A 13,539-nucleotide genomic window follows, 5' to 3' on the forward strand; every position below is an offset into this window, starting at 1 on the left:
ATGTCATTCAATTTGCAGAATGATCAGAGCGAAGATAGTCTAATAGCTGAAATCAACATGACCCCGATGGTGGATGTCATGTTGGTGCTGCTGATCATCTTTATGATTACCTTGCCAGTCATCCAGCAGGCAGTCAAAGTGGAGTTACCAAAAGCCAACAGCGTGCGTAATGAAGTAAAGCCGGAGTCTGTTCAATTGACGATTAACGCTCAAGGACAAATCTTTTGGAATAGCGCTCCAATTGATTTAAAAACATTTGATGGGTATGCAGAAAAAGCAGCGCAAAAAGAACCGCAACCAGAAATTAATTTGCGCGCAGATAAGTCGGTCAAATACGAGTATGTTGCACAAGTACTAGCCGCCTCACGACGTGCGGGGCTTACCAAGCTGGGATTTGTAACTGAACCGAATTAAGTATGCTGCTGCCACCCCATTAGGGGGCAGATCGTTTCATCACAGCACATTGCTCTTGATAGGTCTGAGTACCATTACCCAAAGTGGCCGATAAGATTCCCCCTTGAATCGTTTCCGTTTTGATTAGACGCCCCGTCAAAAGATGAACATTAATGAATGTGCTTACCAAACCAGGGCCGTATTGCACTCCGTCATAACGCTCAGGTAAAAAGTCAGCCTGTATAGAAATTAAGGCGGCGTCCTTACTCATCACTACTGACCTCACGACTTGACCCCCCATCTCATCAGTACGGTCTAAGTCGCGGCCATCCACAAACACTTTAGCCTTCTGATTTTTAGTGGCAGGATCTATTCTGAATTCATAAGTTTCGGTGTACTGCTGCTCAGCCCGCACACAAGTAAAAACTAGGGGCTCGACTGCTTGTGCAAGTGACGACTTCACAAAAAGGGAAGTCGCTAAGAGGAGAATCGATAAATAGGATCTGATCATCATTCATGGCTATTTTTAAGATAATTAACGAGAGCCTACTAAGGCTCGAGACTGCAATCGAAAATGATGACCTAATTATAGTTTGGCAATAAAAATAATCATGGGTATTACCAAATCAAATTGGAGGGGTGCCAATGCGGCTGTGAATTCTTGGTACTATAAAATAAACCTTGTTGGTATTTTCTAGTTTCACAACGACTCAACTCTTGCTTGAAAGTTTAAATTATGCAGCGCATTATGCTTCGTGCCAAATTACATCGCGTTACTGTCACCGAGGCAGATTTAGAGTACGAAGGCTCATGTGGTATTGATGAGGATCTGATGCAAGCCGCTGACATGAAAGAATTCGAGAAAATTGAACTTTATAATATTAATAATGGTGAGCGCTTTTCAACTTACATCATTAAGGCTAAGCGCGGCTCCGGAATTATTTCACTCAATGGCGCAGCCGCTCGCAAAGCACACGTTGGTGATTTGCTCATCATCTGCACTTATGGCCCGATGAGTGAAGCTGATGCACTTACCCACATTCCAAAGGTAGTTCTAATCGACCCCAACAATCGCATTAAAGAAATCAAGAAAATCGGTATATAAACTCAAAGCTGCTAGAAAAGGCCTAAAGAAGAGCTTGAGGAGATTGATCGCTGAAAGCTAAAAGATCTGCCGATTAATAAACTGCTTCGTGATCCCCGACGTGAATGAGAGCGACTTCACTTTTCGTAATAATCATTTCAATTGTGATTCGGTATTTTAGGTTGATGGAGATCCCTTGCGAGCCATCCAACCTACCAATCAATACATCAAGGCGTAATGATGGGTGATTGGGGTTGAGCTTTGATAATTCCAATGTTTTAGCGTACTGAAAGTAAGTAATCTATGAAGTTATCTGGTTTTTTCCGCCGGTTTAGAAACCCGATGGTGTATTTGGTGCCCGAGGCCGGAATCGAACCGGCACGCCCCTTTCGGAAAGCGACAGATTTTAAATCTGTTGTGTCTACCGATTTCACCACTCGGGCTCGTGCGAGCAATGAAGTCGCACTCAATAAAACAAGACAATAGAAATTTTAGCACGAGGGGCACTCTGCAACCAAGAACCTGATCGAAGCCCTGCTTTTGCGGCACTTAGAGCAAACCCATTACACTGTCCTGATGAAATTTCTGCGCTCCGCTTTAGGCTTTAAACCCCTCATTCAAGGGTGTGCCTGGACTGTATCTGCATGCCTCGTAGTCATAGTCATCGTCGGGGTGGCTTATCTTGTTTCAGCCAAAACAAGCCTCTCTGGCGCACGCACAATCAACAGTTTGGGCGACGGGGTAGTCATTACCTTTGACGCCAGCGATATCCCGCATATTCAAGCGAAAACCTCTGCAGATGCACTTTTTGCACTGGGGTATCTCCATGCTAGCGAACGATCTTGGCAGATGGAAATCAATCGTCGATTAGCCAGTGGTCGCCTTTCTGAAATTCTAGGCAAAGAAACTGTTTCCATCGACCGCTTTATTCGCACACTGGGAATAAAGCACGCTGCTGAGAAACAATTTGATCGTTATCCGATCGCTGCAAAGCGATTACTGCAATCATATGCAGATGGCGTCAACACCGGCAACGCTCACTTAGGCTGGGCCCTACCGCTAGAGTATTTTTTAACTGGTAGTAAGCCCGGTCACTGGTCCCCAAGCGATAGTGTGGCCTGGATGCTCATGATGGCACTGGATCTGGGTGGCAATTGGGATAAAGAATTGCAACGACTGGAGTTATCTCAATTTTTAACGACCAAGCAAGTATGGGAAGTTCTACCGCCATACACGCCTGGCAACCCCGTAAGTAACGTGGATTTTGCCAAGATGTATCGTGACAACAAGGTATTTAATCAAAATCCACAAGTTAGAAATCAAAAATCGAATTCGCTGCCATCCACAGAGCTCTCCATCAACCGAGTGCCTGGTGGGCAAGAGGGTATTGGCTCTAACAATTGGGCACTGAATGGCAGGCTCACTGTATCCGGTAAGCCCTTGCTTGCAAATGACCCTCACCTTGGCCTATCCGCTCCTGCAATCTGGTATGTCGCGCATTTAGAGGCTCCCGGCCTGAATGTTATCGGCGCTACCCTGCCAGGTATTCCGGCTGTTGTCTTAGGTAGAACAGATAAATTTGCCTGGAGCTTTACTAATACCGGTCCCGATGTACAAGACCTCTATATCGAACAACTCGATCCAAAAAATCCAGGGGTCTATCGTGGGCCAGAGGGTTTGCTGGCCTTTAAGGTCCGTCAAGAAATCATTGACATCAAAGGTGCCGAACCCTTACGTTTTGTTGTTAAAGAAACGAGTCATGGTCCGATTATTTCTGAGTCGTATGAGCGAGCGAAACGGGTAATAGACACCGATCGCTTTGCCTTAGCCTTACGCTGGACTGCGCTCGATGTTGAAAACCAATCCGTTGTCGGCTTACTAGAAATGAATCAGGCAGCCGATCTAACCACCTTTAAGCAAGCGCTACGCAAAAACTATGCCCCGATGCAAAACGTTGTGATGGCCGATCTTGATGGCAATATTAGTTATCAAGCGGCAGGCGTTACCCCTAAGCGAACATTACATCAAGGACTTTACGGAGTGGCTCCTGCCCTGGGCTGGGAAAAGCAATACGATTGGACTGCTTACGTACCCTTTGATCAACTACCCAGCAGTAATAACCCAGACTCAGGCTGGATTGCCACGGCCAACCAACAGGTTCTGGCTAGTAACGATTCAAATCCCTTAACGGGTGACTGGGAACACCCTACTCGCTACGACAGAATTGTTGACCTTATTAAAGACAAATCAGTTCATGATTTAGATTCGATGAAAGCAATGCAGGCCGATACGCTTTCTTTAGGAGCTACACCCTTGCTTGATTTATTTAAATCGTCTCAATCAAAATATCTTTTAGGGCAACAGGCTTTACAGCTCAGTAAAGACTTTAATGGCGACATGCGAGTCGACAGTGCCAGCGCACTGATTTTTAATGCTTGGGCAGATCAACTCACGCGTAAATTATTTTCTCGATTAGGCTACCTCTTTACAGAGACATATGGCACTCGAAGCTATAGAGCCCCACTAATGATCCAGCTACAAAACCCCAATAGCCCATGGTGCGACGACCCAACAACAGCCTCGGTTGAGTCTTGTGCTGAAGCTTCTAATACGGCATTTGACCTAGCAGTAGAGCAACTCAGTAAGCAGTTTGGTAGCGACCCCCAAAAGTGGGCATGGGGCAATGCGCATATTGCCGTATCAGAACATCGTCCGTTTAGTAAAGTTCCACTCCTGGGCAGCCTGTTTAATCTTAGCCAATCATTCCCCGGTGATAGCTTCACCGTTAATGTGGGTCGGCTAGAGCTACTTAAGAGTCAAAACGCCTTTGAAACTAAACAAGCTCCCAGTCTGCGGACCTTGTACGATCTATCCGATTTAGAAAAATCCCTGTTTATCTATCAAACGGGTCAATCAGGTTGGGTGCAAAACAAGCTATATCGAAATATGAGCACGCTGTGGGCTAAAAATGAGTATCTTCCACTACAAATGAAGCCCGAAAAAGTGGGCCGTCAGCTAGAGCTCAATACCAAGTAAACTAGACTTCATTAAGCTTAGTATTAACCATTCTTTATTTTGCTTTGGCTCTTATTTTATAAAAACTGATCATGAAAAAAATATACGCACTCTTTCTATTTAGCTCCCTTTGCCTTTTACCAATCGCCAACAGTATGGCGGCCTGGAAAGAGTTAGGAGCAAATGAGTTGATGGTAGTCTACGTGGACCTAGATACGATCAACGATCAAGGTGAGAAAGCCCAGATTATGTCAATGCTTGATTTTAAGAAGCCCGGCATGAATCCAAAAACAAAACAAGCTGTCAGCTCAATCATTGGCCTCAATGAATATAATTGCCCCGCTATCAGTTATCGCCCTATCGAATTTAAAGAGTTTTCTGGGAATAAAGGTTCGGGCAAAGTGGTCTCGGATAATAAAACCCCCAATAGTGAATTTGAGCCAGTAGTCAGTGAATCTTGGACGGCCGGAGTGTTCAACGTTGTTTGTCAACGCAAATAGGCTTTTATTCATCAACGCGCGGTTGATCGCCCCTCTGGGCTCTATTGCAGGCTATGTTGTGGGCTGTGTTGCGGCTGTTAACCTCACAGGGTGTGCAGCACCCCTACTGGCCTTTAGTAGTGCCGGGAGTGCGGCAGCTAGCTCCGCAGGAACTGCTGCAGTAACGGTCGCTGTAGCCAACCCTAGTACTGCAGCGAGCGTGATATCTACCGCCACTACGGGTAAATCACCCTTGGAGCATGCGGCTTCGGTCGCTACTAAGCAAGATTGTAATTTTTTAAATGCTTTAGGGCCAAAACCCATCTGTAGCGATATCCGCACTCCTGCCGTGAACGATAAGAGCGAGCTCTACCAAGGGCCCGCAGATTTAATCAGACCCTAGGCAGGCAGACTAAAATTAATCCTTTAGCATTACTAGCTTCAGCATTACTAACTTTACTCATAAATCATGTCCACAGAAAACTACTATCTCACACTAACTTGCCCCAATCAGCCCGGCATTGTTGCTGCAGTGTCTACCTATATTTTTGAATTAGGTGGCGATATCGAAGAGGCGCAACAATTTGACGATAAGGCCTCTAAGCAATTTTTTATGCGAGTGAGCTTTAGTTGTGATGCCGATGCCACAACGCTCAAGACAGGATTTTTGGCAATTGCTCAGCGCTTTAGCCTTACTTGGGATCTTCGCGCTGTAAAAGAACTCAAACGTGTCTTGATCATGGCATCCAAGCTAGATCATTGCTTAGTAGACTTACTCTATCGTTGGCGCATTGGCGAATTACCCATGATTATTTGTGGCATTGTTTCCAACCACCCTCGCGAAGTGTATGCCAGCATTGATTTTGCTGATATTCCGTTTTATCACTTACCGGTTACGCCCGAGACAAAAGCGGCTCAAGAAACGAAATTATTGGATATTGTTCGCGACTCCAAAGTAGATATGGTGATCTTGGCACGCTATATGCAAATTCTGTCCGACCATCTCTCCACCCAATTATCGGGACGCTGTATTAACGTTCACCACTCTTTTTTGCCCAGCTTTAAGGGGGCTAAACCCTATCATCAAGCGCATGCTCGCGGCATCAAGTTAATTGGAGCAACAGCACACTTTGTTACGAGCGATTTGGATGAGGGTCCAATCATTGAGCAAGACGTAACACGAGTAACGCATGGTGATAGCCCAGAGGATTTAGTACGTAAGGGGCGTGATTTGGAGCGCACGGTGTTATCCCGCGCCCTGCGTTACTACTTGCATGATCGTGTTCTGATTAACGGCGCTACTTCGGTGGTCTTTTCAGACTAGAGTGTGCTTAGGGTCTGACCCCAGGAGTCTCTAGGGTCATGCCTCTTGCACGCCACATCAGGTATAGCTCTAATTGCGCCATTTCGGTAGAGCCATACTCAAACTGCTTGGCTCTTACGCCGCTCATACAGTTGCGTAAGCGTCTTTGCAAAGATCCCATGGTTTGCCATTCAATTCTGTAGATAGGATAAGCAGTGGGATGTCCTTGCGGAATCAGACTACCGCCTAACTTTAAGCCTGCACGATCTTGATGGCATTGGGCGCAGGACAAGTTCAATTGACCCATTCTTTCATTAAAGAAGGCTTTGCCCTGAAGCAAATCTGGCTTATTTTGCACGTTCTCTTTAACAGCAATCGGCATACCTTTAGACTGGCTTGCAACAAAGGTAGTTAACGCCAATAAATCTTTACTCTCGTAAGCTAAGGTAGCACTCTCCTGTTTATCTGCTCGGCAGCGATTAATCTGCCCCTCTAGTGTCTGAAGCTTACCTTGAATAATTTTCGGGTATTGCGTGGCTACGCCCTTCATACTGAGCCCAGATTCGCCATGACAGGAAGCGCAGGCAACGTCTTTTTTACCGGCCTTGTGCTTCCACAAGCTATGGCCATCGATCACCCAAAACAAGGCAGGATTTAAATTGGAATCATCTTGCATCGCCTGGTTTTCAGGCGTCATGAGCTGATAACTTGATTGCCTGGTTTCTTTGGTTGGCTCTTTAGTTAGCTCAACTGCAACAGCATTCACAGGGGAAGCGATTGACAACCCAAGCGAACAAGCTAAAAACCAATACCTGAAAACGCGTATTTTCACAATACCGTAATTTGTGCTTGATTCGTTGCTTCGTAGCCGTTATCTCCAACCCACTTAAACTCCAGCTTGCCAGAAGCTACCGCCACCGTAGTAAAAATTATCAGGGGATTTGCACCAATGCCTTGGTAAAAGTCAGCCCTGAAGACTTCCTCACCGTTATATTGGCAAGTAAATAATCGGATGATATCGCGAGGAATTAGCTTACCTTCCTCAGTGTATCGAAAGCCTGTTTCCATATCATGCTGAGCGATGGCACGGATTTCAATGATGGCATTTTTCTTTGCCTGACTGGGCATCGTAATGACTGTTCGAGATGTCTTACTCATATCATCTCCGTACAAGCAGATAGGGTCACCAAAGTATCAGCGTGGCCACGCCAAAAACTTCCATCACTCATTTGCGCAATCGCCCAAACCCGTTGCGAATCCGCTAGTCTGACTCGGGTAGTAAGCTCAGCGCGCCCAGATCGTGGCGTGAAAAAAGCACTAAAAATATTGGGCAGCGGATTACCTTCGGCAATCACATGCACTGCTTTGACATAATTATTGGGCGTCATAGGGCTCTCAATATTGACCTTTAACACGACCAAATTCCCATTCTCGACCAATGGCGGAATGACTAACTTTACACGTCCATCCTGAACCCGATTACCGCCTACAATTTCCGCGATTGCCTGCATTGCCTGCGGCGTATCTGCAAGAGCCAGGGATGAGCTGAAATAGCTTGAGATGCCCAACGTGCCCAACGTACCCAGTGCCGACAAAAACCATCGACGCCCTCCATTCGGTGAGGGGAGATTATGCAGATAACGAGTCATTGAATTTTCCAGCCTCCCATTAGTATTGGTTTTATTGTGCACCAGGTTTTGCGTTCATGCCCACTAAAAAAGCGACTACATCTTCGATCTCTTGGGCACTTAAGATCGGCTGATTGACAAACTTTGGTGCAACGCGATTCAAATCCTCGGTGCGGTAATAGGCTGGCATGATTGTCCCTGGGCTAAACCTGGAGGAATCAACAATCCGAGCACGCAATTGCGCAGCACTATATTTCCCCACACTCACACCTAATTCTGGTGCTAGGTTTCCCTGAAAACGCTCTTCCGGAAAAGGGCCGTTGTGGCACAAGAGGCACAAACCCGTTTGGCGACTGACCACGATTGCTCGCCCTCTGCTTGCATCACCCGGTGAGGAAGTCAGGGGACTCACAATGGAATCCCCCTCCCAAGTTTGAGACTGAACTGCATCAGGCAACAAACAAATGAATAGCCCTAGCGTTACCCCTGCTAGCACTCCCCTCATCCCGCCTGACCCTTGCACCAATCTTTTTAGATTAAACCAGCTTCATGCCACTATTTTTCAAGGGCACATCTCGCAAACGTTTACCGGTAGCACGATAAATCGCATTCAATACTGCAGGTGCTGCAACTGCAATCGTTGGCTCACCTACGCCGCCCCACTCCTTACCGCCACCTTGAATAATGATGGTTTCTACTGTTGGCATTTGATACAGACGAATCGAATTAAAGGTATCAAAGTTTTTCTGAACAACAGCACCTTTATCAATCGTAATTTCTTCCTCAAAAAGCGCCGACAAACCAAAGACAAATGAGCCAGATACTTGGCGCTCTACCTGAGCAGGATTGACTACATAACCTGGATCAGTAGCAGCCACGATACGATGAATCTTCACCTCATTACCATTCGTAACGGATAGCTCACAAGCGGCCGCTACATAACTGCCGAAGGAGCGCATCTGTGCAAGACCACGAAAAACACCAGGCTTAGCCGGCTTCGTCCAACCAATACCATCGGCAACAGCATTAAGAACTGCTACAGCACGTGGGTAGTTTTCCATATGTTTACGACGGAACTCAACAGCGTCCATACCGGTCGCTTCTGCCATCTCATCCATAAATGTTTCTAAGAAGATCGCATTTTGGTTCACATTGACACCCCGCCAGAATCCTGGAGGGACATGCGTATTGCGCATGGCGTGGTCAATCATTAAATTTGGGAAGCTATAGGTAATGCCATGCTCGCCCTTTTCATCTAAACCCTGAAAGGCAACTGGGTCTTTACCTTTGTTCGCCGCCACTACTGCAGGACGTACTGCTGCCAAGATCGATTGACCTGATAAACGCATATTGAGGCCAGTAATATTTTTCTGATCATCAATCGATGCTGTCATTTTGCACATCCCTACCGGGTGATAGCGCCCTTGCGTCATATCCTCTTCGCGCGTCCAGATCAACTTAATGGGGGTACCTGGCATCTGCTTAGCAATATTGACCGCTTGCGTTGTATAGTCCTGAAAAGCGCCTCGGCGACCAAAACCACCGCCCAGGTTCACCTTGTACACATTGCATTTTTCAGCTGGTAAGCCAGAGGCAGCGATGACTGCGGCTAAGGAAGCCTCAGCATCTTGAGTCGGCACCCATGCTTCGCAACCCTCTGCAGTCCACTTCGCAGTAGCCGTTTGTGGCTCAAGCGTAGCGTGGTTTAAGAAAGGATAAAAATAGGTCGCTTCAATCGTTTTGGATGCCTTGGCAAGCGCTTCTTTTGCATTTCCATTTGAGTTACCCACAAAAGCATCGTTCGCAGTAAGCCCTTCTACCATCGCCTTTTTGATAGAGGCGCTAGAGACATCGCCATTGGCCCCGTTATCCCAGTTAACCTTAACCGCATCTAAGCCCATTTTGGCCTGCCAGAAAGTATCAGCAATAACAGCTACTGCTGAGTCACCGACTTGAACAACCTTCTTGACACCCTTCATGCTGCTAGCTTTAGCGGCATCATAGCTTTTCACTTTACCCCCAAAGACAGGAGATTCATGAATCGTCGCTACCAACATTCCCGGTAACTTCAAGTCAATGGCATAAATTTGCTTGCCGGTCACCTTATCCGATGTGCCATCAATTCGATTCACTGACTTGCCAATCAAAGTCCATTCTTTTGGATCTTTTAAGGCAATCTCTTTTGGTACTTCTAATTGAGATGCGGCAACGGACACCTTACCAAACGTAGTTTTACGACCCGATGGTGTATGGGTAATCACACTATCTTTTGCAACACACTCAGAAGCTGGAACACCCCACTGATTAGCGGCAGCTTGGATCAGCATCATACGAGCTGCTGCACCACCCTTACGCACATATTGCTCAGAAGTACGAATACCGCGACTACCACCGGTTGAGTAACTACCCCAAGCCTGCTTACGCTTGAGACTCTCGCCTGGCGATGGATAGTCGTAACCGACTTTTTTCCAATCGCACTGTAATTCCTCTGCGACCATTTGAGCTAAACCGGTAATCGTTCCTTGACCCATCTCTGAACGTACGATCCGAACAGTGACATCATCATTGGGCTGTACTACTACCCAAACACCGATCTCTGGCGTAGTTAACGGCGTCATCGCACTCGTGCCAGATCCTTCGGCCGCATTGGCAGCAGACATCAGTGATAAGTCAAAGCCGATTGCTAAGCCAGCACCAAGGGCGCTAGCACCAACCACGAAATGACGGCGAGATAAATCGAGGGCATCGGGTGCCGCTGTGAATGTAGTTTTGGATGAAGTTGTATTTTTAGTCATGATCGCTCCTTATGCCTTGCTCACAGCATGAATTGCATCACGCACTTGTTGAAAGGTTCCGCAACGGCAGATGTTAGTAACAGCTGCATCAATTTGCGCGTCTGTTGGCTTGGGGGTGGTACGCAATAGAGCAGTTGTTGCCATCACCATGCCAGACTGGCAATAACCACACTGAGGAACTTGATTGTCAACCCAGGCTTTTTGCACTTTAGAGAGTTGGCCATTCTTTTCTAAGCTCTCAATCGTTTCGATCTTTTTACCTTCAGCAACACTCACTGGAATAGAGCAACTGCGAATCGCTGCGCCATCAAAAAGGACTGTACAGGCACCACATTGGCCAACACCGCAGCCATACTTTGTGCCCGTTAAACCAACTTGTTCACGGATCACCCAGAGCAAGGGCGTGCTGGGATCCACATCAACTTTATATTTTTTACCATTAATATTTAAATCCGCCATCTGTGCTCTCCTCGGTCTTTTGATCTGGACGCCCTATCCAATGAATAAAGCGCTTACTTTTAATATGGTTATATTACCCAAAAAAGTTTACATTGCTATGCAGCAATCAGGGCTGGGCGTTAATATCGAGGCATGATCTCCGGCCTAGTACAAATCCTCCTTTTCCAAAGCTTGGGTGAACTCCTCTCCAAGTTTGTACTCCCCACCTTGCCAGGCCCGGTTATTGGCTTAGTTCTACTGATTATTTGGCTGGTGTTACGCAAAGGGGTTAACGCAGAGTTAGCGATGGTGGCAGATGGTTTTAGCCAATACTTTGGATTATTGTTTGTCCCAGCGGCAGTAGGTGTCGTGTTATTTTTGCCGCAACTTAAGGCCAATGCCTTAGCCATTGTGAGTGCCTTAGTGGGTAGCGTCATTTTGACCATCGCTACCAGCGCTGTCACAGTACGCTTTTTGAGCTCCAAAAGTGAGGGGGCGGACTGATGAGCGAAAAACATTCCATCGTGGAGATTTGGGTTTACTTGTCGGGCAGCCCCTTATTTGCGCTCTTTATTACTTTGGCAGCGTATCAATTAGGACTATGGATCTATAAAAGAACAAAGCAAAATCCGTTGGCTAATCCAGTAGCCATCGCCATCATTCTTGTAGCTAGCTTAATTCAGTTTGTAGAGATGCCCTACTCAACTTACTTTGAAGGGGCTCAATTTATTCACTTTTTATTGGGATCAGCGACCGTCTCGTTGGCGATCCCAATTTACAGAGGATTAAGTAGCCTGAAAAATCGCTCATTACCTTTACTGGCCTCACTAGTCGCCGGTGGATTAGTCTCTATTTTTAGCGCCATTAGCATCGCCACCATGCTGGGCGCTGACGCTAGCATTACCGGGGCAATGTACCCCAAATCCGTTACTGCTCCCATTGCCATGGGTATCGCCGAAAGAATTGGGGTTTCTCCAACCTTAACCGCGATCTTTGCGGTCACTACAGGCATTCTGGGTGCGATCTTAGCGCCCTTTATTCTGAATGCTTTGGGAATGAAGGCTTGGTGGCAACGCGGCTTTGCGATTGGCATTGGGGCACATGGCATTGGCACCTCTCGCGCTTTTAGTATTCACCCAGAGGCGGGTGGCTATGCTAGCCTCGCGATGGGTATGAATGGCATCATTAGTGCGGTTGCGATTCCGATCATTTATCACTTATTCAATTAAAGGCTGATGCTCCTGGAATCTTTTTTATCCTTAATTTGGTGAACCTCGTCATTTTTCCGCCCCAAAAATGTGCATTGACGCCCTAAACCATTCCCATGTAAGGGGTGGGGGAGATAATTAGAGGTTAAGCTTATTAAAAATGACCTTTCACCTTCTGGAACCTCTAGACCCACTGGACCTTAAATGACTATGCGTACTAACTTCGCCACACTGCTTCTTAAATTGCTCATGCTACTGGGGCTCTCTCATACTGCATTAGCCGCAGATTCTGATTGGCCTAAAAAACCGATTGTGGCAATACTGACATTTCCTGCGGGCGGCTCTACTGATGTATTTGCCAGAAGTATTGGGGCACCCTTAGGTGAAGCGCTCGGCCAAGCGATCGTCATTGAAAATAAACCTGGCGCTGGCGGCATGATTGCAATGCAAGCAGCAGCAAAAGCCAGCCCCGATGGCTACACGCTGTTGTTTAGCGCATTGACAAATCAAAGCATCTCTCAAGCTCTATTCAAAAATCCGCCTGCCGATCTTCGCAAGGATTTTGTACCTGTCGCATTAGTTGGCTCCATTCCTCACCTGATTGTTGTTAATCCATCGGTGCCTGCAAAAAATATTACCGAGCTCACAGCTTTTATTAAATCTAAAAAGGGAGACTTTAATTTCGCCTCTCAGGGCAATGGCAGCCTTTCCCATCTAGAGTCTGTTCTGTTCATGCAGCGCATCGGCGCAACGGGTACGCATATTCCTTACAAAGGCAGCAGCTTTGCCTTGCCCGATCTGATTGCAGGCAATACCTTGATGATGTTTGATAGTGTGACTGCATCTCTGCCGCATATTCAGAGTGGTAAGTTACGCCCGATCGCCATTGCCGCGCCCGATCGCTCGCCATTGATGCCGAATGTACCTACGATGGGCCAAGATGGAATGAAAAGCTTTGATGTAGAGAATCTCTATGCAGTATTTGCGCCCAAAGGCACACCGCCCGCGGTTATCGCCAGACTGGAAAGAGAAATTCGGAAAATTTTGACGAATCCTGATTTCAAATCCAAATTGGCGAGTCAAGGCATTCATCCGCAATTTGCAAATGCAAATCGCCTAGCCGAAATTACCGTAACGGAACATGATAAGTGGGAGAAAATTGTGAAGGCTGCCAACATTAAAGTTGATTGAAACAG

Annotated in this window: 16 protein-coding genes and 1 tRNA gene; 9 read left to right on the top strand and 8 right to left on the bottom strand. The window is 46.7% G+C overall.

The annotated features are described in order from the left end of the window. Entirely contained in the window at positions 1-414 is a 414-nt protein-coding gene (locus B0G85_RS09380; protein WP_100380205.1) for an ExbD/TolR family protein, read from the top strand. 19 nt (positions 415-433) lie between these two features. On the opposite strand, the gene B0G85_RS09385 is transcribed toward B0G85_RS09380, so the two are convergent. Further along, positions 434-907 carry a hypothetical protein gene (locus B0G85_RS09385; RefSeq protein ID WP_232726016.1) on the bottom strand — a complete coding sequence of 158 codons (474 nt, stop codon included), beginning with the start codon at positions 905-907 and terminating at the stop codon, positions 434-436. 222 nt (positions 908-1,129) lie between these two features. Between B0G85_RS09385 and panD the strand changes: the two genes are divergently transcribed. Further along, on the top strand, positions 1,130-1,498 hold the full coding sequence (gene panD, locus B0G85_RS09390) for an aspartate 1-decarboxylase (RefSeq protein WP_100380206.1): 369 nt from the start codon (positions 1,130-1,132) through the stop codon (positions 1,496-1,498). 331 nt (positions 1,499-1,829) lie between these two features. Here panD and B0G85_RS09400 read toward each other — a convergent pair. After that, positions 1,830-1,920 (bottom strand) — tRNA-Leu (locus B0G85_RS09400). 133 nt (positions 1,921-2,053) lie between these two features. Between B0G85_RS09400 and B0G85_RS09405 the strand changes: the two genes are divergently transcribed. The 4 genes from B0G85_RS09405 to purU all read left to right on the top strand — a co-directional run bounded on the left by B0G85_RS09405 (position 2,054) and on the right by purU (position 6,295). Next, the gene (locus tag B0G85_RS09405) at positions 2,054-4,513 is read left to right on the top strand and encodes a penicillin acylase family protein (RefSeq protein ID WP_100380207.1); all 2,460 of its coding nucleotides are present in this window, start codon (positions 2,054-2,056) and stop codon (positions 4,511-4,513) included. Positions 4,514-4,584: 71 nt separating this feature from the next. Next, positions 4,585-4,992 (top strand): surface-adhesin E family protein, encoded by a 408-nt coding sequence (locus B0G85_RS09410; RefSeq protein ID WP_100380208.1) that lies wholly within the window; start codon positions 4,585-4,587, stop codon positions 4,990-4,992. Between the two features lie 22 nt (positions 4,993-5,014). Then, positions 5,015-5,374: a hypothetical protein gene (locus B0G85_RS10285; RefSeq protein WP_157799315.1), complete on the top strand. Its 360-nt coding sequence runs from the start codon at positions 5,015-5,017 to the stop codon at positions 5,372-5,374. A gap of 66 nt (positions 5,375-5,440) precedes the next feature. Further along, entirely contained in the window at positions 5,441-6,295 is an 855-nt protein-coding gene (gene purU, locus B0G85_RS09420) for a formyltetrahydrofolate deformylase (RefSeq protein WP_100380210.1), read from the top strand. Positions 6,296-6,302: 7 nt separating this feature from the next. Here purU and soxA read toward each other — a convergent pair whose 3' ends face one another. The 6 genes from soxA to B0G85_RS09450 are packed head-to-tail and all read right to left on the bottom strand — an operon-like array spanning position 6,303 to position 11,156. Further along, complete coding sequence (soxA, locus tag B0G85_RS09425; protein ID WP_232726017.1) at positions 6,303-7,058, bottom strand: sulfur oxidation c-type cytochrome SoxA; 756 nt, start codon at positions 7,056-7,058, stop codon at positions 6,303-6,305. A 44-nt stretch (positions 7,059-7,102) separates the two neighbouring features. Continuing rightward, a complete protein-coding gene (locus tag B0G85_RS09430; RefSeq protein WP_100380211.1) occupies positions 7,103-7,432 on the bottom strand; it encodes a thiosulfate oxidation carrier complex protein SoxZ in 330 nt (109 codons plus the stop codon). Further along, positions 7,429-7,923 (bottom strand): SoxY-related AACIE arm protein, encoded by a 495-nt coding sequence (locus B0G85_RS09435; RefSeq protein ID WP_100380212.1) that lies wholly within the window; start codon positions 7,921-7,923, stop codon positions 7,429-7,431. Before B0G85_RS09435 ends, B0G85_RS09430 begins: the two co-directional genes overlap by 4 nt. A 31-nt stretch (positions 7,924-7,954) precedes the next feature. Then, complete coding sequence (gene soxX / locus B0G85_RS09440) at positions 7,955-8,407, bottom strand: sulfur oxidation c-type cytochrome SoxX (protein WP_100380213.1); 453 nt, start codon at positions 8,405-8,407, stop codon at positions 7,955-7,957. Between the two features lie 31 nt (positions 8,408-8,438). Further along, a complete protein-coding gene (locus B0G85_RS09445) occupies positions 8,439-10,697 on the bottom strand; it encodes a xanthine dehydrogenase family protein molybdopterin-binding subunit (protein WP_100380214.1) in 2,259 nt (752 codons plus the stop codon). Between the two features lie 9 nt (positions 10,698-10,706). Then, the gene (locus B0G85_RS09450; RefSeq protein ID WP_100380215.1) at positions 10,707-11,156 is read right to left on the bottom strand and encodes a (2Fe-2S)-binding protein; all 450 of its coding nucleotides are present in this window, start codon (positions 11,154-11,156) and stop codon (positions 10,707-10,709) included. Between the two features lie 132 nt (positions 11,157-11,288). Here B0G85_RS09450 and B0G85_RS09455 point away from each other — a divergent pair, with 132 nt between their 5' ends. From B0G85_RS09455 to B0G85_RS09465, 3 genes are all read left to right on the top strand, one after another. Continuing rightward, on the top strand, positions 11,289-11,639 hold the full coding sequence (locus tag B0G85_RS09455; RefSeq protein ID WP_100380216.1) for a CidA/LrgA family protein: 351 nt from the start codon (positions 11,289-11,291) through the stop codon (positions 11,637-11,639). Next, the gene (locus B0G85_RS09460; protein ID WP_100380217.1) at positions 11,639-12,364 is read left to right on the top strand and encodes an LrgB family protein; all 726 of its coding nucleotides are present in this window, start codon (positions 11,639-11,641) and stop codon (positions 12,362-12,364) included. The genes B0G85_RS09455 and B0G85_RS09460 overlap by 1 nt, the downstream gene beginning before the upstream one ends. A 183-nt stretch (positions 12,365-12,547) precedes the next feature. Beyond that, positions 12,548-13,534 carry a Bug family tripartite tricarboxylate transporter substrate binding protein gene (locus B0G85_RS09465; protein WP_100380218.1) on the top strand — a complete coding sequence of 329 codons (987 nt, stop codon included), beginning with the start codon at positions 12,548-12,550 and terminating at the stop codon, positions 13,532-13,534. Positions 13,535-13,539 lie beyond the last annotated feature (5 nt).

Origin of the sequence: Polynucleobacter brandtiae, from assembly GCF_002797575.1 — a bacterium.
In the GTDB taxonomy this organism is placed as follows: Bacteria; Pseudomonadota; Gammaproteobacteria; order Burkholderiales; family Burkholderiaceae; genus Polynucleobacter; species Polynucleobacter brandtiae.

What these genes read in the sequence shown, in the direction of transcription:
- B0G85_RS09380 (WP_100380205.1), top strand. Translation starts at nt 1, where the DNA reads ATGTCATTCAATTTGCAGAATGATCAGAGCGAAGATAGTCTAATAGCT.
- B0G85_RS09385 (WP_232726016.1), bottom strand. Translation starts at nt 907, where the DNA reads ATGATGATCAGATCCTATTTATCGATTCTCCTCTTAGCGACTTCCCTT.
- panD (WP_100380206.1), top strand. Translation starts at nt 1,130, where the DNA reads ATGCAGCGCATTATGCTTCGTGCCAAATTACATCGCGTTACTGTCACC.
- B0G85_RS09405 (WP_100380207.1), top strand. Translation starts at nt 2,054, where the DNA reads ATGAAATTTCTGCGCTCCGCTTTAGGCTTTAAACCCCTCATTCAAGGG.
- B0G85_RS09410 (WP_100380208.1), top strand. Translation starts at nt 4,585, where the DNA reads ATGAAAAAAATATACGCACTCTTTCTATTTAGCTCCCTTTGCCTTTTA.
- purU (WP_100380210.1), top strand. Translation starts at nt 5,441, where the DNA reads ATGTCCACAGAAAACTACTATCTCACACTAACTTGCCCCAATCAGCCC.
- B0G85_RS09430 (WP_100380211.1), bottom strand. Translation starts at nt 7,432, where the DNA reads ATGAGTAAGACATCTCGAACAGTCATTACGATGCCCAGTCAGGCAAAG.
- B0G85_RS09435 (WP_100380212.1), bottom strand. Translation starts at nt 7,923, where the DNA reads ATGACTCGTTATCTGCATAATCTCCCCTCACCGAATGGAGGGCGTCGA.
- soxX (WP_100380213.1), bottom strand. Translation starts at nt 8,407, where the DNA reads ATGAGGGGAGTGCTAGCAGGGGTAACGCTAGGGCTATTCATTTGTTTG.
- B0G85_RS09445 (WP_100380214.1), bottom strand. Translation starts at nt 10,697, where the DNA reads ATGACTAAAAATACAACTTCATCCAAAACTACATTCACAGCGGCACCC.
- B0G85_RS09450 (WP_100380215.1), bottom strand. Translation starts at nt 11,156, where the DNA reads ATGGCGGATTTAAATATTAATGGTAAAAAATATAAAGTTGATGTGGAT.
- B0G85_RS09455 (WP_100380216.1), top strand. Translation starts at nt 11,289, where the DNA reads ATGATCTCCGGCCTAGTACAAATCCTCCTTTTCCAAAGCTTGGGTGAA.
- B0G85_RS09460 (WP_100380217.1), top strand. Translation starts at nt 11,639, where the DNA reads ATGAGCGAAAAACATTCCATCGTGGAGATTTGGGTTTACTTGTCGGGC.
- B0G85_RS09465 (WP_100380218.1), top strand. Translation starts at nt 12,548, where the DNA reads ATGACTATGCGTACTAACTTCGCCACACTGCTTCTTAAATTGCTCATG.